This window comes from uncultured Gilvimarinus sp. (genome assembly GCF_963972205.1).
GTDB classification, from domain to species: Bacteria; Pseudomonadota; Gammaproteobacteria; order Pseudomonadales; family Cellvibrionaceae; genus Gilvimarinus; species Gilvimarinus japonicus.
In genome coordinates this window covers 113,262-137,316 of the sequence record NZ_CAXAUC010000001.1, presented here as the reverse complement: position 1 = coordinate 137,316, position 24,055 = coordinate 113,262, and the positions used below count along the sequence as shown (strand labels likewise).

Below are 24,055 nucleotides of genomic sequence, written 5' to 3'. Positions count from 1 at the left end.
CAATGGCCGGCAGCACCTCAAGCAACCATGTAAATTGATCTTTGGGATTAATGCCCGACCAAACTAAAACAATTGAAAATATGGTAATCCAAAGGTATTTGATATCTTGGCACTCCTATCTTTAATATTTTTATCATTCAGAGTTGCGTACTGTAGGCTCGGCAGTACGCTTGATAGATACGCCGCCGCGACCTTATTAATTGCGCTATTGTTTAGCTAACGATTCAACTCATAGGCACACATATTAACGGCGGTAGCTAAATTGAGCGATTCCAGCGCTCCGCTGCCGGATATAGAGAACGACTCTACGCTCAAACTCGCTAATTGCTCGCGGGGTACGCCACGCGCTTCGTTACCAAAAATAAAGCAGCTGTGGCGGTTAAACGATGGTGCCGATAACGCGGCGCCATTAAGATCCAAACAGGCGAATTCAGCGAAGCGTGTTTGCAGCTTGCTTAGCGCAACATCTGTTTCAATGGGCACATGAAAAATCGCTCCCATACTGGCGCGCAGCACTTTGGGGTTATAGGGGTCAACGCTGTTAGGGCTAAGTACGCATTTAAAGCCACCAAACCACGCCAAGGTGCGCAAGATGGTGCCTAGATTTCCCGGGTCTTGTGTCTCGTGTAGGTAAATGGTGCGTTCGGTGCTGGCGGTTTGCGACAGCGCTACTGTGGCGCTAAGCGGCACCACCGCAACGATACCTTGCGGGGATTTGGTGTCGGATATTTTCTGCATTTGTTTGTCAGAAACTCGCACCAGTTCAAAATCGGTTGTCACCTCACCATAGCTATCGCTAGCGTAAACCTTAGCCGACGCTAATAACGGATTAGTGCTAGCGGCTTTTTGCAGCTCTAGAATAAGATGCTCGCCCTCTACCAAAAAACAACCTAGCTCCGTGCGGTATTTTTTTTGGTGAAGCTTTTTAATATCGTCGAGCTTCATGGGGTCTCGCCTTCACCTGCCAGATCATTCAGCATCGCCTTGGCAAGCTCTTCAGCGATTTTAATGCCATCGACACCGGCCGACAAAATACCGCCGGCGTAGCCCGCGCCCTCGCCGGCCGGGTACAAACCTTGGGTGTTAACGCTTTGCAGGCTATCGCGATGGCGGCTGATGCGTACTGGCGACGAGGTGCGCGTTTCAACGCCCGTCAATACCGCATCGGCGCGATCAAAGCCGCGGATTTTTTTGCCAAAAGCCGGCAGCGCTTCGCGAATAGCGTCGACGGCATAGCTCGGCAAGGTTGACGATAAATCGCCCAACGTAATGCCAGGCTTGTAAGACGGCTCGACCTCACCTAGTTTTGTGGAGGGCTTGGCGTTTATAAAATCACCCACCAACTGCCCGGGCGCGCAGTAATTTTTACCACCGGCGACATAAGCATGGAATTCTAACGCCTCTTGCAAATCAATACCGGCCAGCGGGCCGCCGGGGAAGTCTTCGTCGGGGTTAATGCTTACCACAATACCGGCATTGGCATTGCGCTCATTGCGCGAGTACTGGCTCATGCCGTTGGTGACAACGCGGCCCTCCTCTGAGGTGGCCGCCACTACCGTGCCGCCAGGGCACATACAAAAGCTGTACACCGCCCGGCCGTTTTTGGCGTGGTGCACTAATTTATAATCGGCGGCGCCCAAGTCGGGGTGGCCGGCGTATTTGCCTAAACGCGCATGGTCAATCAACGATTGCGGGTGCTCGATCCGAAAGCCAATGGCAAACGGCTTGGCCTCAACATACACGCCCACATCGTGCAGCATCCTAAACGTATCGCGCGCGCTGTGCCCCACGGCCAACACCACATAGCGACTTTTAATCTGCTCGCCATTCGCCAGGGTAACGCCTTGAACACGGTTTTGCTCCACATCAAGCGACGCCACTTTGCTTTCAAAACGTACCTCGCCCCCGAGGGCGATAATTTCCTCGCGCATGGCCGCCACCACACCGGTCAAACGAAAGGTGCCAATGTGGGGCTTGCTGACGTACATGATTTCTTCGGGGGCACCGGCGCGAACAAACTCGTGCATGACTTTGCGGCCGTAAAACTTAGGGTCTTTAATTTGGCTGTACAGTTTGCCGTCCGAGAACAAGCCGGCGCCGCCCTCACCAAACTGCACATTCGATTCGGGGGTAAGCACATTATTGCGCCACAGCGCCCAGGTATCTTTGGTGCGGGTGCGCACATTGCGGCCGCGCTCCAGCACAATGGGTTTAAACCCCATCTGCGCCAAAATCAAAGCCGCAAACAAGCCGCAAGGGCCAAAACCAATCACCACGGGCCGCTCGGTTAGCTCGGCCGGCGCCTGTGCCACTGGGTAATAATGGGTATCGGGCGATGGGCGAACATGGTGATCACCCTCAAAGCGCGCGAGCACCGTCGCCTCGTTAGTGAGGCCCACATCGACGATATAAATAAACTTAATTTCGCTGTTTTTCTTGCGGGCATCGTAACTGCGCTTAAACACAGTCAAGTTCTGCAGCTCGGACTGAGCCACACCAAGGCGGTTAGCGACAGTCTGGGGCAGCGCCTCGGCGGGGTGATCGAGGGGTAAGGCGAGTTCGGTAAGTCGGATCATAAAATAGGGCCTGGCCGGTGTCTCCGGCAAAGGGGCTAACAGCGCCTAGGGCGCCAAATAGGCGTATTGTACCTTTGAAATATCTGCCTGCGAAGCGGGCGTGAGTAGATCGCTGATAGCACCACAAAACTAAGCGCCCGCTCGCTACTGGGTTGGCAATAAGCCCCCTGTTACGGCCCAGCGCCAGAATGCGTATAATGCGGCTATTATTTACCGGGCACAGCAGAGTCGTACCATGGCAAGATCAAAAAGCAGCAACCAGTGGCTTAGCGAACACGTTAATGACCCCTACGTAAAACGCGCCCAAGCCGACGGCTACCGCTCGCGCGCCAGCTACAAACTGCTGGAGATCATTAAAAAAGACAAGCTCGTGCGCCCCGGCATGATGGTTATGGACTTAGGCAGCGCCCCCGGTGGTTGGTCGCAGGTGGTGGCTCCCATGGTAGGCGTCAAGGGGCGGGTTATTGCCTCAGATATATTACCCATGGACTCAATGGCCGATGTCGATTTTATTCAGGGCGACTTCACCGAAGACGCCGTGTTTGACGAAATCATGGCCGCCGTGGGCGAAGCCCCGGTAGACTTAGTCATCTCTGACATGGCGCCCAACATTAGCGGTGTAAACGCCGCCGACCAAGCATCCTCTATGTATTTGGTCGAGCTGGCGCTGGATATGGCCCGCCAAGTACTCAAACCCAAGGGGTGTTTTGTCGCCAAGGTGTTTCAGGGCGAGGGCTCCGAGGAATACCTAAAAGACGTTCGCAGCTCGTTTGATAAGGTCGTGATTCGCAAGCCCGACGCCTCGCGCCCTAGATCGCGCGAAGTCTACTTTGTGGCAAAAGGCTTTAAAGGATAGCTAGCGGCGACTCTTTGGCGGCCCCGAGCGCCCGGACTTTTGTTTATGCTTGGCTCGAGTGCCGGGCTTGCTTTTAGGCCCTGGCTTATTTTTTGCGTCACCTCGCGGTTTATCACCCGTTTTATGACGTGACGACTTAGCAGCGGGCTTGCCCCCCGCGGAGGGCTTCTTCTTGCCTCCAGCCGCAGGCTTTTGCTTGTTACCGGAGACTGACTTGCCAGCTGCCTTCGGCGCGCCCTTACCTCGGGCCTTCGCCCCATTACCCGGTGATTTTTTGGGCGCGCTTTTGTGTGAGCTTTTACGCCCAGCAGGCGCCTCCGACGACGAATCCTCTACCGAGGCCAGCAAAACCTTCAACTCTTTTTCGGTAAGATCGCGCCACTCTCCCACCGGTAAGCCTTTAAGGTTTATATTCATAATCTTAACGCGCTCAAGCCGCACTACATCGTAGCCAAAATGCTCACACATCCGGCGAATCTGGCGGTTAAGCCCCTGCACCAGCGTAATTCTAAATACGGTAGGTGCCTCTTTGCTAACCTTACACTTTTTCGTCTTAGTACCCAGTATCGGCACGCCCTGACTCATACCGGCAATAAAATCGTCGCGAATTGGCTTATTAACCGTCACCAAATACTCTTTCTCATGGTTATTGCCGGCGCGCAAAATCTTATTAACCAAATCACCATTGTTGGTTAAAAAAATCAGCCCCTGAGAGTCTTTATCCAACCGCCCGATGGGAAAAATCCGGGTACTGTGACGCACAAAGTTAACAATATTATCCCGCTCGCTGCTCTCGGTGGTGCTGACAATACCCACAGGCTTATTCAGCGCGATAAAGATCAAATCCTCCGCCTCTTGCGGCTCGATAAGCTGGCCATTCACGCGAACCACATCCCCCGGCGCCACCTGATCGCCCACCTGAGCACGCTTACCGTTCAGGTATACATTGCCCTGCTCAATATAACGGTCGGCATCGCGCCGCGAGCACATACCACTCTCGCTGATGTACTTATTTAGGCGTGTTAAAGAGGTGTTGAGCATAAAATGTCGACTTTTTGATGGGTAAGGCTGAGAGAACAAGGTTGGCTGCCACGACTGAGGCTATATTACAGCCCAACGGCACGCCCCAATTGATGCGAGAGCGGATTATATCGCACAACCGGGGGTAAACAAAAAAGGCTCTGCGGGTGGGTAAAAGCTTAACGGTTAAGCACTACTTGGCACCATATTTCTTAAGTATTTTGACCTTATCTTGCTCCTCTCTACTATATGCAATATCGAGCGCAGACTGACCTCTTTTGTTGCGATGATTGACATTAGCGCCCAACTCAAGCAATTTCAGCAGAGCAGCTGAGCCATTATTGTCTTCCACGCTAAACATTATTGCCGTAGAGCCATCATCGTCAGTCGCGTCAAGGTTTGCACCTCGCTTGACAAGGAGGTCAACCACCTCTGGGTACGGTGTTATATGCAATGGAGTAATTCCCCCATCCGCTTTTGCCTCCACATTGGCACCATTTTTAATTAGATAATTTATTATATCCAAATCGCCTTTCACCAATACACCATGACCACTTACCACTCCATGCAGCGGGGTATACCCCCATTTTCCCGCGCATGAAGTCACACTTAAATTCGATGAAACTATCTCTGTCACTGTATTATACTCGCCCAGCTCTGAAGCTCGGTATAAAGTTTCACACAACTCAGACGCATTTGAGTTGCTGAAGAAAAATGCAAAAATAATTAATGAAAATGTTCGACCCATAAGTCACTCCCATACTTAATGCTTATAACCTTATTGGTGTGCGAGTTAAAAAATACGCCCGGCAACCTTTCTTGTATGGAATACACTTTAGCACCAAGATATACCCCGTTAATTTTATAACGAAAAAAGCGCCGAATCGCTTATCTTAGAAAGGTCAACGTAAGCCGGCTCACAATAAACGCGCGGTTACGCGTTTGCCCCGTAAAAGAGCCAAAAGGAAGAGAATAAATGGAGCTAAATACAAGTATCCATTTAAACACTGCTCGCCGTATGAATATGTGCCGATATTGTGTAAGCGCTTGTTATTTAATAATACTAACCAACGATGATTTTTATGCCAACCATTGCGACCGTATAGCATTTTAAGCACTAAGAAGGTAACAAAGCCACTGGATACCGGCTCAAGGGCGGTATGACGATGTAAAAATATTACGTCGGTTCAGCGAGCTACGAAGCACCGCCTTGGGGCCCCTGTAGCCAGCCGAGCGCAGGTCTATTTTAGGGGGTAAGTGAGCAGGACGCTCACGTAAGTCTCGTCAGTGCAGGGACGCAGTGTCGAGACGGCCCGCTAAAATAGGCCGGAGAGAGGGGACCCGTTAGGGCTGAGATGCCGGGGTGGCCTCTTTTGGTCACTTTTCTGGCCAAACAGAAAAGTGACTCGCCCGCCCGGCGACTAAGGGCACACAAGGTAATAACCAACCATTGCCATCGTATGCCACCCAAACCACTACGTAGACAGCAAAACCACTGGATACCGGCTCAAGGCCGGTATGACGATATAAAACCTGATACAAAGCGCGATCATCCAGAGCAACACACGTTACTCCAAACGATAAAAACTCCCGCTCCCCGCCACCGTTGTTTCATACCCCCAGGCCGACAACCACTCGCGCCCTACCATTCCGGGCTCATTCGGGTCGACATCACGCAGCAGCACATTCAGCCTTACACCGTCCCACTCGCTGCCATGATCGGCATCAAGCAAGCTAAATGGGATCGCGATTTCAGCGGTGTAGCCCGAGTCGGTCAACACTACTTTCTGACGCACAGAATCAGGCACTTTGGGGTTACCTTTTAACGCGCTAACAAAACCATTCGCGGTTGGCTGCAACACAATATAGCGTTCGCCGGGCACGCGGTTGTCGTAGGTTTGTTTTAGTAAGCGTCGGCTTCTGGGGCGCGCATCTAGGGTAATAAGCATCGCATCTTGGCTCCAGATGTTTTCGCTGTCGTTGCGCACCAGGGTATCGTCGGTGATTTTTAACGCGAGCACCAAAAACTTGCCGCTTTCGGCCACTGACCAACCAAAGTCAGCATCGCTCAAACCACTCCAGTTTTCTGCCTGAAAATACTGATTGTCAGCGGCATTAAAAAACTCGTGGCCCCGCCACTCGGTAAGTTTACCGTCGAGTTCGATATCGGCAATAGGCTTAATCGGGTATTCGCGACTTACGGCAATGGTGCGACTGCCCTCGTAGGTGATGGGTGTATCACCGTCTTTGTACTCAAGCTGCCAATCTACATGGGCGGCGTTGTGATTGCCGCTCGCAGGCTTACTACTTTTTAGCGCTACGGGTATGGTGCGCACCTCGTTGGGCGGCACGGTAAGGGTTTGTGGTGAATCACTTATCACACTAAAACCTTGGTTGGCGCGGGCGGTTGTCGTTACCGTGTAGGGAATATCTGAATCGTTGGTAAAGCGAAGTTCGGCGGTGCCCTCGGTAAAGTTACCGCGATGCAATAATGCCGGGGCCGACAAGCGGCCTTTGTCGATCATGTTGTTTTGATTGTCGCGCATTTGTGCGGTGCGCACGTTTTCATCCCAAATGCCGTCGAGCAATAAGTTGGCGATAATAGGGCCGTCATCGCTCATGGTAACCCACACCACGTGGTCAAACTCGCCAAAGCGCGTGCCGCGCATACTGCTAATGCCGCCGGTGGTGGCTAGCGTGAAATACTTATGGCCTTTGCGCTCGGTTTTTACATAGCGGTGATGATGGCCGGCAAATACGGTGTACAGGCGCGACTCTAATAAGGCGTCAACCTCGCTCCAGCGGTCTTGCTCGTCTCTATCCCACAGGGGCGCATGAGTAAACCCCAGCGTCCATTTAGGCTCTGGGTTAGCTTTTAATACGCCTTTTAACCAATCGATTTGCTCACCCGACATCGTATGCGTACTGCCGCCGTCGTTGGAATTAAGCATTACAAATAAAACATCGCGGTAAACAAAGTGATAGTAGCTGGCGCCATAGCGTTCGCGCCAAACGTCGGCCATTACTGGGTTGGTGTAATCGTGATTGCCGGGCAAGTAAAAAAACGGCATGGCTAAGCGTTTCACCATGGAATCAAACTCGTTCCACTCGGTAGCCAGTTGCGCGCGATCCTCTGTGTAGCCTTCAATCAAATCGCCCACGCTGACCACAAACTCGGGTTGCAATAGGTTTAGTTTATCGACGGCCTGCGAGAACACACCAGGGCGCAAACCGCCAGTGCGGTCGGTAACAATGGCAAACTGAAATGTATTAGGGTCGTTATTAAAACTCAGATGAGTCCAGGGGCTTACCACATCGCTTGCGTGTATTTTTACAAACTCAGCGGCGCTGTCAGTCGTATTGTGGTTGTGTTCACCTGAGCCGTGAGCCCAAGCCTGTACAGAGGCAACACACGCGATAAGCGACCATAGTAAAGCCGGTAAATGACGAGTAGAAAAAGCGGACATAATCGATCCTTGAAGCGGTAAAATCCAAAGCTTATGGGAGTTAAGATGACAAAGTCTAGCGCAACGCACTAGGGCAATACCAGAGACAGTTCCGAGCGGCAGATGTGAACAAGTTTGCCGCCCGCTACAAGTCAGCGCGGTGCTGACGCACCAAGTTTGCCGGTGTCACCCCAAAGCGTCGCTTAAAAGCGCTGATAAAATTAGACGAGTGTTCGTAACCGGCAAGAAATGCCGCCTCTTGCAGCGAGCGGCCTTTTACCACGAGGGCGTTGCGTGCCATCTCAAGCTTGCGTTGGCGCACGTACTCCATCACCGTCATGCCGCACTCGGACTTAAAACGACGCTGTAAGGTGCTCACGCTCATACCCGCGCGGTGGGCCAGTGAGGTTAGATCCAATGCGGTTAAACCCAGCGTACCGGCCAGGTCTCGTTCGAGTAATTGGCGCAACGCATCGGCCGCCCTATTGGCAGAGTTTGCCGCGAGCGGCTCGGACTTGCCCTCACCGTGCAACACTCGGCCCACCAGCTCAATGGCGGCCGCCTCCATGGAGATCATCGCCTGAGTCTTGGTTTTAGCCTCAGCACTGGCCTCGGCACCTACACTTAACCTGAGTAATTTATGGGCTAGCAGCAGTTGCGGCTCGTCGGGCTGCCAGCTTACGACTGGCTGCTGACGCGCAGTGGATACGCCAATATCAGGTAGCGCGCCATCAAAGCGCTCGCGTACCCAAGCCTCGCTTAAGCTGACGTTAACCTTGCAAACATAAGCGCCGCGGCGCAGTTGACGGGTAAACAGCTCGCGCTCGGCCAAGCGCAAACCTAACCCAAGGGGCCGGTCATCGGCGCGGCACTCATACTGCTGCGCCCCGAGACTAAATTGCACCGCGCCGGCCAACAAAATATTAATGCTAATACCTGCAGGGCACTCACTGCTGCTGGCGCGATCTTCTAGTTCGTGGGCATCCACGCAGTGTACCGACATATCGGCACCAAAGCGGCGGCTAAAAAAATGTCCTTTTAGCATTGGGCCACTCGCCTCGCCCAGTAAGCGATGATCGGACGCGAGCGGGCCCACCAATTGGCGCAACTGGTTGGCGTCGATTGAATCGCTTTTACTGGGCTTTATTCGCAGCTTTTGCACGGCCTAAGGCCTCCCTGATGTTGGCAACCCCGCACTCGCCTCAGTTTGACGATTTACCATAGCCATTTGACGATTTTGCAGCCTGCTTATTCGCTTTGGCAAATGTATCATAAATAAAAATGATTCTCATCAATATTAACGAACGTTACACAATCCCACTTATAGGAATACCCATGCCCATTAAATCAACCTGTGCCGCCGCGGCTTTATTGGCCGCCTCGGGAGCCACATTCGCACAAAATTCTGTCTCTAGCAGTGATGCACCCGCCGAGATCGAGCAAGTCGTTGTATGGGGCACTGAGGTAAAAGCCTCATCCGTGTATATGGACACCACCGATATCACCATGCGCCAAGCCGACCACATTAGCGACTTGCTGCGCACGATCCCAGGGGTGGATGTGGGCGGTGCCCACTCGATGAACCAGCGCATTACCATCCGCAGCATGGATGACAAAGACCTGCGTATCAGCATCGATGGCGCCAACCAAAATACGTACATGTATCACCATATGGGTAACCTGCAAATTCACGCCGATATTCTTAAGTCGGTGGATATTGATGTAGGGACCAACTCGGTGATTAACGGTGGCTTAGGCGGCGCGGTGCGCTTTGAAACCAAAGAGGCGAAAGACATGCTCGCCGCAGGTGAAAGCTTTGGCGCACGCCTGCAAGGCACCGCCAGCGATAACTCGGGCCACAATTACTCGATTGCAGCGTTTGCGCAACTGGGCGACACTGTGGATTTGCTGGCCTACTACAACCGGGTAGAACGCGACAATTACGAGGTCGGTGGCGGCAAGATTATCGGCAGTGATGGCAACGAGCTGCCCGGTACCGACGGCACGGTGCGCGGCCTTAAAGGCGAGATAGATGACGCCTTGATTAAGATCGGTTTTGACTTTACCCCCAGCCAGCGTTTGGAGATCGGTTACGAGTCATACACCGACGAGGGCGACTATAGCTACCGCCCCGATATGGGCTTAGCCACCGATTTGGCAATTACCAACTCTTTGGGTGTGCCGCTGTTATGGCCTACCGAGTTTAGCCGCGACACCATTACCGCCAATTACGATTTACTTATTGGTAGCCACACCGAAATTAAAGCGGCGGTGTTCCAAAACGAAAGCAACCTGTGGCGCGATGAAAGCGGCTACGCCGAAAACACCGATTTTGTTACCTGGGCGGCCATTGTTGAGGGTGATGCAAAAAATACCGGTTTTAACATCATCGGCGAAACCGAGTTTGGCAGTAGCATCAGCCAAACCCTTACCTACGGTGTTGACGTAATTAAGTACGAGACCGAATACCAGGCCAGCTACATCGAAGGCGGCGTTGACTCCTCAAGCGAAGATGCTACCAACTCGGCCGTTTTTGTTCAGGATCGCATCGAGCTTGGCATGTTTGCAGTAATCCCCGGTGTGCGCTTTGATGAGTACGACGTCAACTCGACCGTGGTGGATAAATCTTACGACGATGTCACCACCTCCATCGCCGCCGAGTTTCAGCCCATCGATGCGCTGGTTTTTAAAGCATCCAGCACCGAGCTGTTTAAAGGCCCGGAGTTATCCGAGGTGTTTACTGGTGCCGGTCTGTTTGAAACCCCCAACCCTGAGCTAGAAGCCGAAAGCGGCGTCAACAACGAGCTGGCATTTGCCTACGGCGATGCCATTGTGGGCGCCGATCTGTTCAGCGTCGGGGCGACCTTCTTTAACACTGAAATCGACGGTTACATTTACCAATACGCCAGTCCGGCCATGGACAACGTCGGCGATATGGAGATTGAAGGGGTTGAGGCATACGTGGGGTACGACATTGGCGGTTTGCGCGCGCTGATCACCTATTCGGATGCCGAAAGTGAACTGGACGCCTTTGACGAGTACAGCCAGTACCAAGGTGCCCGCATCGACCGCCAGCAGGGCGACACCTGGAGCGTTAACCTTGACTACACCTTTAGCAACCTGGATTTAGCACTGCACTACGATGTCCTGATGGTAGATGATGTGGCCGCAGGCCCGGACCTGGATGGCGCATCCCTCGAAAACGCCAAAGATGGTTTTACCGTGCACAATATTTCGCTGCAGTGGCAACCGCTGCAACGGTTGCAGCTTACCGCCGGCATCGACAATGTATTTGACGAGTTTTACGCGTCGCAGTCATCGCGCACGGGCACCAGTTTTCACCCCCGTTTTGGTCAGCTGTACCTGACTGACTACGAGCCTGGCCGCAACATCAAAGCAACAGTAGCCTATCAATTTTAGGCTCAGGCTTTTTAAAAACGCGCTTCCTATTGCCTCGGTTTTACCGGGGCTTTTTTGTATCAATACCGCTATAATTAGAGTCAATTGCTCAGGCAACGCAAGGACAGCCATGACAACCCTGACTCTACCGCCCATTCCCACGCTCATCGTGAGTATTCTGGTACTGTTTGTCGGTATCTACATTAATCAGCGCATTAAGCTGCTGGGTAGCAGCAATATCCCGCCGTCGGTTACCGGTGGCGTGTTGTTTAGCGTACTGACCGCCACCTTGTATTTTATTGGTGGCGTCCAGCTGCTGTTTGATATGCAAATACGCGACTTTTTACTGCTGGTGTTTTTCTCTACCATCGGCCTTGCGGCCAAACTAAGCAGTCTGGCCAGCGGGGGCCGCGCACTGGCCAGGTTAGTGGCGGTGGCTGCGGTGTTTTTACTCTTGCAGGATATCGTCGGTGTCGTGCTTGCCACGGTGCTAGGCGTGCACCCGGGGTACGGCTTAATGGCCGGTAGTATCTCGCTTGCCGGCGGCCACGGTACCGCCATTGCCTGGGGCGCCGAAGCCGAGGCCGCAGGCCTGCGTGATGCCGGCGCTATAGGCATCACCTTTGCTACCTTTGGTTTAGTCGCCGGCGGTATTATCGGAGCACCTATTGCCAAATGGCTGATTGAAAAGAATCAATTATCACCGGCCTTAGTTGATGCAAAAGAACAACACGATATAGAGATAGAAGTCGCCGAGATAGATCAAAAACCTTGGGGCCTAAGCGCCATTTTGGGCGTTATTTTGTTACTTGCGTTGTGTGTACAGTTAGGCGAACTGGCCAACCAACTGCTGTCCAAACGCAACATCCTACTGCCGGGGTTTCTCACCGCGATGTTCGCGGGCATTGTTCTCACCAACGCCGCCGATCATTTAAAGCTGCCGGTAAGCCATGGCGTTATTGCTAAGTTTGGCGAGATATCATTAAGCTTGTTTTTAGGCATGAGTTTGATGAGCCTGCAGCTTTGGTCGCTGGTTAACAGCTTTACCCCCATTATTCTTGCACTCTTACTGCAAACGTTAGTTATGACCTTATTTGCGATCTACGTCGTATTCAAGGTGATGGGGCGCGATTATGATGCTGCGGTAATATCGGCGGGTTTTGCGGGGCTCGGGCTTGGCGCAACGCCGGTGGCGATTGCTAACATGGACTCCACCACTCACCGTTACGGCCCCTCGCCCAAAGCATTTTTAATTGTTCCTTTAGTAGGAGCATTTTTTATCGACATTCTTAACGCCGTAACCATTAAGCTGTGCTTGGGTTTAATGGGCAGCTGGTAAAACACGGCTATTTTACGACACACTTAACCGGGAGCACCTTCATGGAACGATCTAGTTTGTCTGGTATTATTTTTGGCGCGGCCATTGCCTGCTTATCATTTAGCGCCCACGCCGTTAACGATTATCACGTAGCCGCAACCGTTATCGCCGACGGCCAAGTATTGGGCACACCTTCGATGTTAGTTAGCGGGGGTAAAGAAGCATCGGTATCAGTATCCGGCGACAACGGTTACGAGCTTGCCATCACCATTACCTCCGACAACGCCAATTCGGCCATGGCCGAGACCAGCTTAAGCGCCGCTGGCCGCACAATTGAGCCGAGTGTGATGGTTATTCTGGGCGAGCAAACCGGCGTTAAAGACGGCGCCCTAGAGCTAAAGCTAACGGTAGAAAGTGCCGCCGACGATCAAGACGATTTTATGCCGCCGCCCTAAAGCCTGTGCCGGCGATCTGCCTCGCGCCCAACCGTGCGGGGCAGACATAACCCATCGGCTACAGCTGTTGTAATACTCGCTCACACAAACGATGGCTTGCTAAAACCCCGGCCAAATAGTCGGCGTCGGCGCGGCCGTTGCGTACCGCCGCAATAAACTCATCGATCATGCTGACAAAGCCACGTTTGTATAAGGTGTCATCCCAGTCGTTAAACCCCAGTGGCAAAGCGCAATTTTCTTTGTAGTGGGTTGCCGTTGCGACGTTATCCACCTGCCAACTTTGATTATGTGTACTGTACTCTAGCCGCTCGCGCGCCTGGCCGCTTAAACGGTTCATGGCTGCGGTAAAATGGCGTCCATGCAACGCAAAACACACCTGTACGCTGCCCAGTTTTCCCCGCTCAGAATAGGCACTAACCCACGGAGTTACGCTGTCGATATCTAACACACCTGCAGCATGGCGAACAAAATCTAACACGTGAATAAAATCGTCGTAAATAAACACCCGGGCATCATCCGGCAAATTATGGCGATTTTTTTGATAGTAAATATTCACAGGCGGTGTGGCTAGCGGCGCTTGATACAAAGGCGCGTAACGTCGGTTAAAACCACAAAACAAAGGCGTGTCGCTATTCAGCGCCAAGGCTACCAATGCCTCCGCCTCGTCTAGTTGGTAGCTGATTGGCTTATCGACAAACACCGCAATGCCCTGCTCTAACGCCGCCCGAGCAAGGGTGTAATGGCTCGCGGTGCTGGCGTGGATCATCACCGCATCCGGCCGCGCGGCCAGCAGTTCGTGGTAGTCGGCGTAAGCCTCGGCAATGCGGTAGCGCTCGGACAACGACTGCAAAACAGCGCCATCGCGGGTGCATAACATTGGCGTAATCGCTGCGTGACGAGCAACAACGGGCAAATAGGCTTTTTGGGCGATATCGCCCAGCCCGACTAAAGCAATGCGCATAGGTTAGTCTCGGTCAAAATGCTTATGTTACAGCAGGTGTAAGATGTCTGCGACTAAGTCAACCTTAGTGGCGGCAGGCGTAAGTTTAGCGGCATCGCCAGGCTGGTATTTACCAGTACCCACCAACACCGCTTGCAAGCCTGCATCGCGGGCGCCGCCAACATCGCCCAACACATCGTCGCCCACCATCAAGCACTTGCTGGGGGCAAATTCAGTGGTGGCAACCACTTGGTTAAAAAAATCGGCGCTGGGTTTGCCAAATACTCGCGCCTTACAGTCGGCAGCCCATTGCAAGGCATGGGCAAAAGGGCCAGCATCAAGGCTTAGCTCGCGGCCCTCACGAAAGTATTTGTTGTCGCCAATAACCAGTAAAGGGCAACCTTGGACTAACAACCGGAAGGCTTTATTGAGGTTGTGATAGTTAAGCTCCTCGCGGGCATCACCCAACACCACACAGTTAGGCGCACCGCTCACAGCAAACAGCGGCTGAATACTCGGGTGCACTAAGGCAAAGGGAGTTAACCGCTGCTGTTTGACATAGGCCTGCGCCGCATCGGGGGCGGTGAATAGCTCGGTAGGGCTAAGTTCGATGCCAAGGTTTTGCAGCTTGGCGACTATCTGCTCGCGAGACTTTGTTGCGGTATTGGTCAGAAAACGTAATGTGTAATTTTTTGCGCGCAACGCAGCTAAGGTTTCCAGTGCACCGGGCAACAGTGTATCGTCATCGTAGAGCACACCCGACAAATCAAAAAATATGGCGTTAATCATGCCACCTCCATCAAGCGCTTATTGGGCTCTGATTTAAGCGATAATGACAGTCCCCAGCATACCGACCAAAAAACCCAATATAGCGCCCAGTGGTGGCGACCAGTGACGTCGCATAGACGCCTGCGGGGCGATATCCTGAAAAATAAGATACAAAATACCACCCGAGGCAAACGACATAATTACGGCGGTGACCTCTTCGCGACCCTGAAGAAAATAATGCCCCATTAATGCCGCCAGTGGCCCCAAGAAGCTCACCCCCAAAAACACCCATAAAATCGTGCGGCCACGCACACCACTTTTTTTCAGCTCGCGAAATGCGTTAAACCCCTCGGGTAGATTTTGCATGCCAATAAACGCCGCCAACACCAAACCCATTTGGCGGTTCTCGGCAAAAATGGCGCCCAGCGATATTGCCTCGGGGATAAAATCCATCAACATCGCTAAAAACTGCGAAAATGTACCGCCGCGCTTGGCAAGATAAGCGTCCAGCGCACAAAAAATTAACGCACCGGCACAAAAGCTGACCGCCAACACCAGTGGCGACAGCACCTCCATACCGTGCGGTGCCAACGCAAATGCCACAGCGGCCAACAAAGCGCCGCCGCCAAAGGCGACAATGGCATGAATAAACTCTTGCTTGGCAACGCTCTCTTTAAAAGTTTCATAGCGGGCGGCAAAGCCACCGATTAACGCCGTTACCCCGGCGGCCCAGGTAATCAATACAATGACAACTTCTTGCTGCACTTACCCGCCCCTTATTGATTCTTTTCGGTTAACGCACAGCATCGAGATAATGCATGTGCTTTTCATACTGATCGAGCACGTCAGCAATTACCTGCTCTTCATTCCAGCCCATAATATCATAATCTTGGCCACCCTCTTTTAGGTAAACCTCGGCGCGAAAATAGCGCAGTTTTTCACCGCGGCTGGCACGCGTATCGCGCATGGAAAAAGACGCTGGAGTGTATGGGCGAACATGCACCGAGTAAAAAAAGTCGGCCTCGTCGCCATGAAAAACATTGAGCCACGTCCTATCGTGCTCATCGCTTTCGACCTGTGCACGAATTTTTTTGTTACCCAGCTCGGCCGCCACCCGCGCCAATGCCGAGCTGACTGTCGTACTTAAATAGCTAAGCACTTCATCGCGGTTAGGGTTGCGGACAATGCGCGACAGGCGTTTCTCCCAGCTGACCGGGTTGTGTGCCACACGCGGCGCTAACATGGCGTCGCGCAGGCTAATCCGCTTGACCATCTCTAGCCTCAACGCGCGCAGTAACCCCCAGCACATTAACAGCATCACAAACGTAAACGGCAACGCACTGGCGATAGTAGCCGTTTGCAACGCCTGTAAACCGCCGGCCATCAGCAGCGCGGCGGCAATCACACCTTCGGTGACGGACCAAAAAATACGCTGCCAAACCGGGGTATCGTCACCTTCGCCGCCGGAGGTAAGCATATCAACCACCAGTGAGCCCGAGTCGGAGCTGGTAACAAAAAAGGTGACCACCAGTACCGTGGCCAATAACGAGGCGATCGTAGAAAAAGGTAAATATTCAAAAAACTGAAACAGCGCTACCGAAGTGTCGGCGGCGACCGCATCGGCCAATTGCGTAACACCTTGATTAATGATCATGTGGATCGCGGTGTTACCAAAAAATGTCATCCACAGGCAGGTAAAGCCCACCGGTACCATTAATACACCAACCACAAACTGGCGAATGGTGCGGCCACGGGATACCCGCGCAATAAACATCCCTACAAACGGTGACCAGGCAATCCACCAGCCCCAATAAAACAACGTCCAGCCGCCAATCCAGCCGGAGGGCTCATAGGCGTACAAGTTAAAGGTGGTATCGACGATACGGGAGAGATAGTAACCAATGTTTTGCACATAAGTTTGCAACAAATAAACAGTCGGGCCGGCCAGCAACACAAACACCACCAACACCACCGCCAGTATTAAATTTAACTCGGACACTCGCCGAATGCCGCCATCGAGACCGAGCACTACTGATATAGTGGCAAACACGGTAATAATCGCGATCAGCAGCACCTGAATGCCCGTTCCCAACGGCACATCAAACAAATAATTGAGCCCCGCATTGACCTGCATCACCCCAAAACCGAGCGAGGTGGCCACACCAAATAAAGTGCCCAGCACGGCAAAAATATCCACCGCGTGGCCGATGGGGCCGTAAATTTTATCGCCAATTAATGGGTACAAAGCAGAGCGAATGGTTAGCGGCAAGTTGTGGCGAAACGCAAAGTACGCCAACGACAGCGCCACCACGGCGTAAATAGCCCAAGCGTGAATGCCCCAGTGAAAAAAGGTAATGCGCATCGCCTCGCGGGCCGCCTCTGCGGTGCCCGGATCGCCTACCGGCGGACTCATGGTGTGCATTACGGGCTCTGCCACACCAAAAAACATCAGCCCAATACCCATGCCGGCTGAGAACAACATGGCAAACCAAGACGCGTAGCTGTAATCCGGCTCGCTGTGATCGGGGCCGAGCTTGATATTGCCAAAGCTGGAAAACGCTAAAATCACGACAAACAATAAAAAGAGCGCCACCGCCAAAATATAAAACCAACCGGCTGAGTGTATTACCCACCCCTGAACCGAGCCAAACAAGCTCTCGGCCGTTGTCGGCATGAGTACCGCGAATAACACAAACACCAGGCACAAACCGCCCGCGCCAAAAAACACCGGCGGATTGATTTTTATCCACGATTTTGGTTCGCGCTCTGACACATCTTCAGACGCCATGATTCCCCCACTCAGTAAAACGAATTGTGTGAATAGACTTACAGATAAAAGTCTAACGATAGATAGAGCGCTTCAAAATCGCCCTCGCCCACCTGACCATTGCGATCGATGTAACCATCTTGATTAAGATACTCAAGATAAACCCAGCCCGGGCCATAATCGTAACGAACCCCAGGGGCTAGCGCACGAACAGTGCTGGCTTCACTGCCCTCGGTATCGGGCTCGGCGGCCGAAGCATCAAGATAAATAGCCCAAGGGCCCAGGTTGTAACCCACCTCTGCGCTCAGGCGCTTATTCTTAACAGTAGGTGTTAGCTGGGCACCACTCGCGTAACCCTTGGGTAAATCGCGCGATGCCGCGATGTACGAGGCTTTTGAGAAAAAGCTTCCCAGCTGCCCCTCGTAATATAAAACAGCGGCCTCGTGGCTACCGCTCACAGGACGAGCCGGGTCACCGGTTAAATCTTGCAACTTGCCGCGTTGCAGTGATACACCTAGCGAGTGCTGACTGGTTAGCGCATAGGATGCATTGCCCACCCAGGTTTTGACTTTGCGGTAGGTGCTGGAGCTACCCCAGTGGCCATTGTCATCCAGTGTATCGGTACTGACACCGCCCCAGTCATCGGCGTGATAATACGCGGCATCGTAACTCAGCCGGTGGGCACTGCCGGTGAGTTTGGCCCCCACATCCATTTGATCGCCATAGCCCGCCAAGAGAATATCACCGGGCCAAAAGTTAACGGTCTTCCAGCCAAATGGCACCTGAGACTTACCCACCCGCACAGTATGCTGATCTCCCAACTGCCAGCCCACCCACGCCTTGTGCAAAGCGAAGTCATCGCCGCTGGAGTTGTTATCAGGGTCGGTAAAGCTGCCGGGGCCGGCCCGAAACTCGGCGGAATACAGCCAATTGCCGCTGTCACCGGCGTCGCCGTCGGCATACAGGATGAGCGCCTCGCCGGTAAACTCACCGCCGCTGTTTTTATTGGCCGGGTCGTCCGGCAGGTATTGGTAGGTCCCCCATACCCCTGCAGACAAGACATTGCTGGCGGGCTTGGCGGTAGCGGCTTGCGCACTAGCAGAGCTGGCCACGGTGTCGGCCACTGCGCTGGCCGACAGCCATAAACCGAGCCCTACTGCGGCTATCTTTATTGTTGTTGGTGCAGGGGTTGCTGCCGGCAATCGCATTGGATGATCTCATCAGGTGAATAGAATGATTCCATGATCGGGATTGCGGGGCGGTTAAGGCCTAAGCCGTAGCCTAGTGCAGTAAGTCTAACGCCCCCAATCAAGCAAACAGCATTTCGCTGGATATAACACCTACGCTAGCATTAAAACTATAGACCACCGGGCCCGACATGCAATGGCGCCCAGTGGATGGACTAGCGCGCGCTTTACGCCTTGCCCAAATACCCCCGCCAATGCAACCAACCGTAGGCGTTAACCGTAGTGGCGTCACAAATCTCACCGTCGAGTATCATTTGACGCATATCCGCCAAACTAAAGCGCTTTACGATTAAATCCTCCTCCTCGGCATCGAGCTTGCGCTCCTGCTGGCTTAAATGCTCGGCCAAGTAGATATGGTAGCCCTGATCGCAAAAACCATAGGCCAGGTACTGGTAGCCCAGCTGTGTCAGCTTATCCGCTACCAAGCCTGTCTCTTCACGCAGCTCGCCAGCCGCCAGCAGGGCCGGGTCAGCATCGGGGTTTTGCTCCCACGCGCCTTGCGGCATCTCCCAAAAACGACCACCCACTGTGTAGCGGTACTGCTGAACTAAGTAGATATGATCGTCTTCGATAGCGGCTATGACGGCAAAATCAGGTTTTTCGACCACGCCGTAAATACCCTCAGCACCGCTGGGGCGACGAACACGGTCCTCCCGTACGCGCAACCATTGGTTTTTATACACTTCTTTACTGCTTAACTGGACTATCTTTGCATCACTCATATTTACTCCAAGGTAAAATTGCGCCACGCTCTTACACACTAAAAATAGTTTCACCTGACAGTCTTACCCTACAATATGGAGATCTCGTGTCCAATCAAACTATCCGTTGGGGCATTATCGGTGCCGGTATTATTGCTCATAAAATGGCCGAGGCGATTAACCTAGAGCCCGACAACGAGCTGGTAGCCGTCGCATCCAAATCCCCCGAGCGCGCCCAAACTTTTGCCGATCAATACCAAATCGACAGTGAAACCTACGCTCGACTGGTATCGCGCGACGATATCGACGTGGTTTACGTTGCCACCACTCACAACTTTCACGCCGACAACGCCCTGCTTGCCCTCGCCCACGGCAAACATGTGGTGATTGAAAAACCCTTCACGGTCAACGCGCCGCAAGCTCAGGTGCTAATCGACTGCGCCAAACGGCACAAAGTATTTTTGATGGAAGCCATCTGGACACGGTTTTTGCCATCCATGATTACGTTGCGCGATACCATCCAAAGCGGACGTATCGGCGCCGTCAAAGTTGCCAATATCAACTTCGGCGGCATTGCCCCAGATTACTACCTACCGCGCTTAATCGACCCCGCACTGGCCGGCGGCGTAACCCTGGATATGGGCATTTACCCCATCAGCATGCTGTGCTATTGGTTGGGCGAGCTGCCGCAAATCAGTCACAGCCATTGTCACTTTAGCAATACCGGGGTAGATGAAATTGCCTCGTACCAGTTAGTCTTCCCCTCCGGCTGTATCGCCACGGTTAACACCAGCTTTAATTTGCTACTGGGGCAAGAAGTCAGCTTATTTGGCGCCACTGGACGCATCGACTACCCCAACTTTCAATCGGCCGATGCATTTACCTTGCGCGAACTTAACGGGCGCGAGTGGCGCGAGACTGAAACCATCAGTAACCGCAACGCCGACAACGGCTTTATCTTTCAGGTACGTGAGGCCGCCCGCTGCATTCGCGCCGGCGAGCTTGAAAGCCCAATTATTCCGCTGGCCGAGACCCTCGGCATCATGCAAGTACTCGACGCCATCCGCGAACAATTACCACTTAAATACGATTTTGAGTAACACGTAAAAGGCCGCGCGCGCTGTCGGCTCACGATTGCGTGCTACCCATAGCGCAGCGGTGGCGGTTTCCGGTAAAATACCGCCTTTTTCTGACACGAGCCGGCAATTTATGGAAACCTTGACCCTATCACCCATCACTAGCGCACGGGGCGAAGTCACCCTGCCCGGCTCCAAAAGCTTGTCTAACCGTATTTTGCTGCTGGCCGCACTGGCCAAAGGCCAAACCACCATCACCAATTTGCTCGACAGCGACGACGTCAGCCATATGCTGAGCGCACTAACCGAGCTGGGCGTGAACTACCAGCTGAGCGACGACAAACAAACCTGTACCCTCGACGGCTTAGGTGGCACCTTCGCCATCGACGAAGCGGCAATCTTGTACCTCGGCAACGCCGGCACGGCGGTGCGTCCACTCACCGCCGCCCTAGCCGCAAGCAGCGGCGACTTTACCATTACCGGTGAGCCGCGCATGTACGAGCGCCCCATTGGCGATTTGATCGATGCTCTGCGTCAGCTGGGCGCCGATATTAGCTATCAAAAGGACGATGGGTTTCCGCCACTGCTGATTAAAGGCAAACCGCTGACCGGCGGAGAGGTTAGCATTAAAGGTAATATCTCTAGCCAATACCTGACCGCACTATTAATGGTGGCGCCACTGTTTTCTGGCGACACGACCATTAACGTCGATGGAGAGCTAGTCTCTAAACCCTACATCGATATTACCCTCGACACTATGGCCAAGTTCGGCGTAAGCGTCGCCAACAATAACTATCAAAGCTTTAGCGTTACAGGTAAGCAAACCTATCAATCGCCGGGTGAGATTATGGTCGAGGGCGACGCCTCATCGGCCTCGTACTTTTTGGCGGCTGCCGCTATTGGTGGTGGCCCGGTAAAAGTACACGGCACCGGCAGCGCCAGCATTCAGGGCGACGCAAAATTCGCCGAGGTGCTGAAGCAAATGGGCGCCGAGGTGACTTACTCTGACATGTGGATTGAAGTAAAAGGCACGGGTAATTTAAAAGGCGTAGACGTGGATTTAAACCACATCCCCGACGCAGCCATGACCATTGCCACCGCCGCGTTGTTTGCCGAGGGGCCAACCCGTATTCGCAACATCTACAACTGGCGCGTTAAAGAAACCGACCGTTTGGCGGCCATGGCAACCGAGCTGCGCAAAGTGGGAGCCACCGTAGAAGAGGGCGAGGACTATATTTACATCGAGCCACCCGAGCAGCTGAGCGCCGCGGCCATCGACACCTACAACGACCATCGCATGGCCATGTGCTTCTCGCTGGCAAGTTTTGGCGATGCCGAGATTGTTATTAACGACCCCAAATGTACGTCTAAAACCTTCCCGACCTACTTTGATGAGTTTGCACGCATCACCAAATAGCGCCACCAACACAAAAAGGCCGGCACCATTCATTGCCGGCCTTTTTGTGTCACCTTGTTAAATCAGCGCAAATCTTAAAAGCGTGCTTTTAAGGAAACACCAAAAGACTCCTCGTAATCACCTTCTTGGTAGTCAACAGCAAGACTAAAAGACTCTGTAAAAAACTTCTCTGCCCGAATCCCATAAGTATCACCGTCAGCGTAGGTACCCCCTACGCTAAACGTTGGACTAAAATAGTAATCGGCACCTATTTTCCAGTCGACGTAATGGTAGCCATGATTGTCAATATAATACTCACCGGTTAGGTTAAGCGCTCGCTCCCCTAACGGTAATACATATTTGGTTTCGAGACTGCTTTCACTGCCATTAAACTCATCGTTCTCGCCAAAATTGGCGGCGATCAGCCAACCATCAAGCGGCATCACCCCCACCGCGGCAGACCAATACGTTTTATTTCTATCGTACGAATAATAAGAGTCACCCGCTAGACTCTGAGCGCGATACTCAAGCTCTTGCTCACTTCGCTTTATACTCGCCGACAGGTAAAAAATGCTATTAGGCACAAAATATTCAATGCCAGCACCAACGCCTACTTGCGACATGTCATTCTGCCTATGCTGCACCTGACAGCCTTGCTCGCCATAAATGCAGTACTGATACTCACTTGCCGTCGAGCGGTAATCCGTTACTAGGTTAATATTACTCGCACGCCCTAAAAAGGCAGCCTCAGCCAAAGGTCGGCCGAGCGTTTCCACGGCAGAGAAATAGTATTTCCCCGACACGGTATACCTTTTGGTATCTTGATCACCGTTAACGAAGAGTTTATCTTCGCCCTCGCCGTAGCCACCCTCAATCTCCCACTGATACGGTTCGGCCAATGCAGGCATTGAACCCACAAAACCAAACGACGCAATCAACCCTAATTTAAAACGCATAAAAACTCCTTAAAAAATAATATCCCAATTTTTCTACGGTTCATGCCGCTTTTTATTGCTTTAACAGGTGACCGGTAAATTTTAGCCAGCCGAAACCATGCCGCGCACAATGGCGCGCGGATACTTAACACTGATCAGGTCGAAAGAAATGGAGGATAGGCGAACACGTCCTGTAATAAAGCCTCCAGGCAAAAACACACAACGCGTGCATTTTGCGAACAGGCTTAGGACGCTGCTAGAAACAGAAAGTTTCGCGGAACATCAAAGAAAGTTTAGATAGGTAAATATCATTTTGTAAAATAACGCATGCCAAAGACTTACGTCCTTGGCAACGTGACTCCGCGCTGACCTTGGTACTTACCGCCGCGATCAAGATAGCTGGTTTCGCACTCTTCGTCAGACTCAAAAAACAGCATTTGCGCAACGCCCTCATTGGCGTAAATTTTTGCCGGCAACGGCGTGGTATTGGAAAACTCCAAGGTTACGTGCCCTTCCCACTCAGGCTCAAGCGGGGTGACGTTGACGATAATGCCGCAGCGAGCGTAAGTCGATTTACCCAGACACACCGTCAATACTGAGCGAGGTATCCGAAAGTACTCAACGGTACGCGCTAACGCAAAAGAGTTAGGTGGGATAATACACACATCGCTCTTCACATCGACAAAGCTGTTTTCATCGAAGTTCTTCGGGTCCACCACCGACGAATAAACATTGGTAAAGATTTTAAACTCATCGGCGCAGCGCACATCGTAGCCATAACTTGAAGTACCGTAAGAGATGATCCGTTGCTGATCGGCTCCGTGGCGTACCTGGCCCGGCTCGAACGGCTCGATCATGCCCTGCTCTGCCGCCATACGACGCATCCATTTATCGGATTTGATGCTCATTGTGCTCCCCTTAGGTAACGATGTGATTACGGCGCGCATGATAGCGGTTTTTGCCGCGCTTTGGGAGCATTCGGTCAACATTCAAGCGATCCCACAGCCTGGCGATTATTAGTATACTATTATTTCTACTGCAACTATCACCGGGAGCTTCTTTGACTTACAACAAGGGGCGCCTTCAGCCTCCGGCTCGGCTCAACCACACCCATGTGGCGCTCTGATTACTTTATGCATCTATCCCGCCAAAGCG

At 52.7% G+C, this 24,055-nt stretch carries 20 protein-coding genes; 6 read left to right on the top strand and 14 right to left on the bottom strand.

The genetic code is table 11. From position 1 onward, the window contains the following. Positions 1 to 216: 216 nt before the first annotated feature. Positions 217 to 945 carry an RNA methyltransferase gene (locus AACY82_RS00575; protein ID WP_339614813.1) on the bottom strand — a complete coding sequence of 243 codons (729 nt, stop codon included), beginning with the start codon at positions 943 to 945 and terminating at the stop codon, positions 217 to 219. Further along, the gene (locus AACY82_RS00570) at positions 942 to 2,576 is read right to left on the bottom strand and encodes an NAD(P)/FAD-dependent oxidoreductase (RefSeq protein WP_339614812.1); all 1,635 of its coding nucleotides are present in this window, start codon (positions 2,574 to 2,576) and stop codon (positions 942 to 944) included. Before AACY82_RS00570 ends, AACY82_RS00575 begins: the two co-directional genes overlap by 4 nt. Before the next feature lie 235 nt (positions 2,577 to 2,811). On the opposite strand from AACY82_RS00570, the gene rlmE reads away from it, so the two are divergent. After that, positions 2,812 to 3,432, top strand: coding sequence for a 23S rRNA (uridine(2552)-2'-O)-methyltransferase RlmE (rlmE, locus tag AACY82_RS00565; protein WP_339614811.1), 621 nt, complete (start codon positions 2,812 to 2,814; stop codon positions 3,430 to 3,432). Here rlmE and rluF read toward each other — a convergent pair whose 3' ends face one another. The 4 genes from rluF to AACY82_RS00545 all read right to left on the bottom strand — a co-directional run bounded on the left by rluF (position 3,433) and on the right by AACY82_RS00545 (position 9,060). Next, positions 3,433 to 4,473, bottom strand: a complete 1,041-nt coding sequence (gene rluF / locus AACY82_RS00560) for a 23S rRNA pseudouridine(2604) synthase RluF (RefSeq protein WP_339614810.1) — start codon at positions 4,471 to 4,473, stop codon at positions 3,433 to 3,435. 172 nt (positions 4,474 to 4,645) lie between these two features. Continuing rightward, a complete protein-coding gene (locus AACY82_RS00555; RefSeq protein ID WP_339614809.1) occupies positions 4,646 to 5,200 on the bottom strand; it encodes an ankyrin repeat domain-containing protein in 555 nt (184 codons plus the stop codon). Positions 5,201 to 6,020: 820 nt separating this feature from the next. Beyond that, on the bottom strand, positions 6,021 to 7,919 hold the full coding sequence (locus AACY82_RS00550; RefSeq protein ID WP_339614808.1) for a metallophosphoesterase: 1,899 nt from the start codon (positions 7,917 to 7,919) through the stop codon (positions 6,021 to 6,023). Positions 7,920 to 8,043: 124 nt separating this feature from the next. Further along, the gene (locus AACY82_RS00545; protein ID WP_339614807.1) at positions 8,044 to 9,060 is read right to left on the bottom strand and encodes a helix-turn-helix transcriptional regulator; all 1,017 of its coding nucleotides are present in this window, start codon (positions 9,058 to 9,060) and stop codon (positions 8,044 to 8,046) included. A 173-nt stretch (positions 9,061 to 9,233) separates the two neighbouring features. On the opposite strand from AACY82_RS00545, the gene AACY82_RS00540 reads away from it, so the two are divergent. From AACY82_RS00540 to AACY82_RS00530, 3 genes are all read left to right on the top strand, one after another. Then, positions 9,234 to 11,318, top strand: a complete 2,085-nt coding sequence (locus tag AACY82_RS00540) for a TonB-dependent receptor (protein WP_339614806.1) — start codon at positions 9,234 to 9,236, stop codon at positions 11,316 to 11,318. 109 nt (positions 11,319 to 11,427) lie between these two features. After that, positions 11,428 to 12,636 (top strand): sodium/glutamate symporter, encoded by a 1,209-nt coding sequence (gltS, locus tag AACY82_RS00535; protein WP_339614805.1) that lies wholly within the window; start codon positions 11,428 to 11,430, stop codon positions 12,634 to 12,636. A gap of 41 nt (positions 12,637 to 12,677) precedes the next feature. Further along, complete coding sequence (locus tag AACY82_RS00530; protein ID WP_339614804.1) at positions 12,678 to 13,070, top strand: hypothetical protein; 393 nt, start codon at positions 12,678 to 12,680, stop codon at positions 13,068 to 13,070. Positions 13,071 to 13,128: 58 nt separating this feature from the next. Here AACY82_RS00530 and AACY82_RS00525 read toward each other — a convergent pair whose 3' ends face one another. The 6 genes from AACY82_RS00525 to AACY82_RS00500 all read right to left on the bottom strand — a co-directional run bounded on the left by AACY82_RS00525 (position 13,129) and on the right by AACY82_RS00500 (position 19,514). Continuing rightward, positions 13,129 to 14,031: a Gfo/Idh/MocA family oxidoreductase gene (locus AACY82_RS00525; protein ID WP_339614803.1), complete on the bottom strand. Its 903-nt coding sequence runs from the start codon at positions 14,029 to 14,031 to the stop codon at positions 13,129 to 13,131. Positions 14,032 to 14,058: 27 nt separating this feature from the next. After that, entirely contained in the window at positions 14,059 to 14,799 is a 741-nt protein-coding gene (locus tag AACY82_RS00520; RefSeq protein ID WP_339614801.1) for a TIGR01458 family HAD-type hydrolase, read from the bottom strand. Positions 14,800 to 14,832: 33 nt separating this feature from the next. Next, entirely contained in the window at positions 14,833 to 15,543 is a 711-nt protein-coding gene (locus AACY82_RS00515; protein WP_339614800.1) for a ZIP family metal transporter, read from the bottom strand. A gap of 28 nt (positions 15,544 to 15,571) precedes the next feature. After that, the gene (gene betT / locus AACY82_RS00510; RefSeq protein ID WP_339614799.1) at positions 15,572 to 17,566 is read right to left on the bottom strand and encodes a choline BCCT transporter BetT; all 1,995 of its coding nucleotides are present in this window, start codon (positions 17,564 to 17,566) and stop codon (positions 15,572 to 15,574) included. Between the two features lie 38 nt (positions 17,567 to 17,604). Next, a complete protein-coding gene (locus AACY82_RS00505) occupies positions 17,605 to 18,753 on the bottom strand; it encodes a porin (RefSeq protein WP_339614798.1) in 1,149 nt (382 codons plus the stop codon). Between the two features lie 206 nt (positions 18,754 to 18,959). Then, positions 18,960 to 19,514, bottom strand: coding sequence for an NUDIX hydrolase (locus tag AACY82_RS00500; protein WP_339614797.1), 555 nt, complete (start codon positions 19,512 to 19,514; stop codon positions 18,960 to 18,962). A gap of 86 nt (positions 19,515 to 19,600) precedes the next feature. On the opposite strand from AACY82_RS00500, the gene AACY82_RS00495 reads away from it, so the two are divergent. Together AACY82_RS00495 and aroA are read left to right on the top strand one after the other, a co-directional pair. Next, entirely contained in the window at positions 19,601 to 20,593 is a 993-nt protein-coding gene (locus AACY82_RS00495; RefSeq protein WP_339614796.1) for a Gfo/Idh/MocA family oxidoreductase, read from the top strand. Between the two features lie 109 nt (positions 20,594 to 20,702). Continuing rightward, positions 20,703 to 21,986 carry a 3-phosphoshikimate 1-carboxyvinyltransferase gene (gene aroA / locus AACY82_RS00490; RefSeq protein ID WP_339614795.1) on the top strand — a complete coding sequence of 428 codons (1,284 nt, stop codon included), beginning with the start codon at positions 20,703 to 20,705 and terminating at the stop codon, positions 21,984 to 21,986. Positions 21,987 to 22,060: 74 nt separating this feature from the next. Here the strand turns inward: aroA and AACY82_RS00485 are convergent, their stop codons facing one another. Together AACY82_RS00485 and dcd are read right to left on the bottom strand one after the other, a co-directional pair. After that, positions 22,061 to 22,921 carry a putative porin gene (locus AACY82_RS00485; RefSeq protein ID WP_339614794.1) on the bottom strand — a complete coding sequence of 287 codons (861 nt, stop codon included), beginning with the start codon at positions 22,919 to 22,921 and terminating at the stop codon, positions 22,061 to 22,063. A 317-nt stretch (positions 22,922 to 23,238) separates the two neighbouring features. Next, positions 23,239 to 23,808, bottom strand: a complete 570-nt coding sequence (gene dcd, locus AACY82_RS00480) for a dCTP deaminase (RefSeq protein WP_339614793.1) — start codon at positions 23,806 to 23,808, stop codon at positions 23,239 to 23,241. Positions 23,809 to 24,055 lie beyond the last annotated feature (247 nt).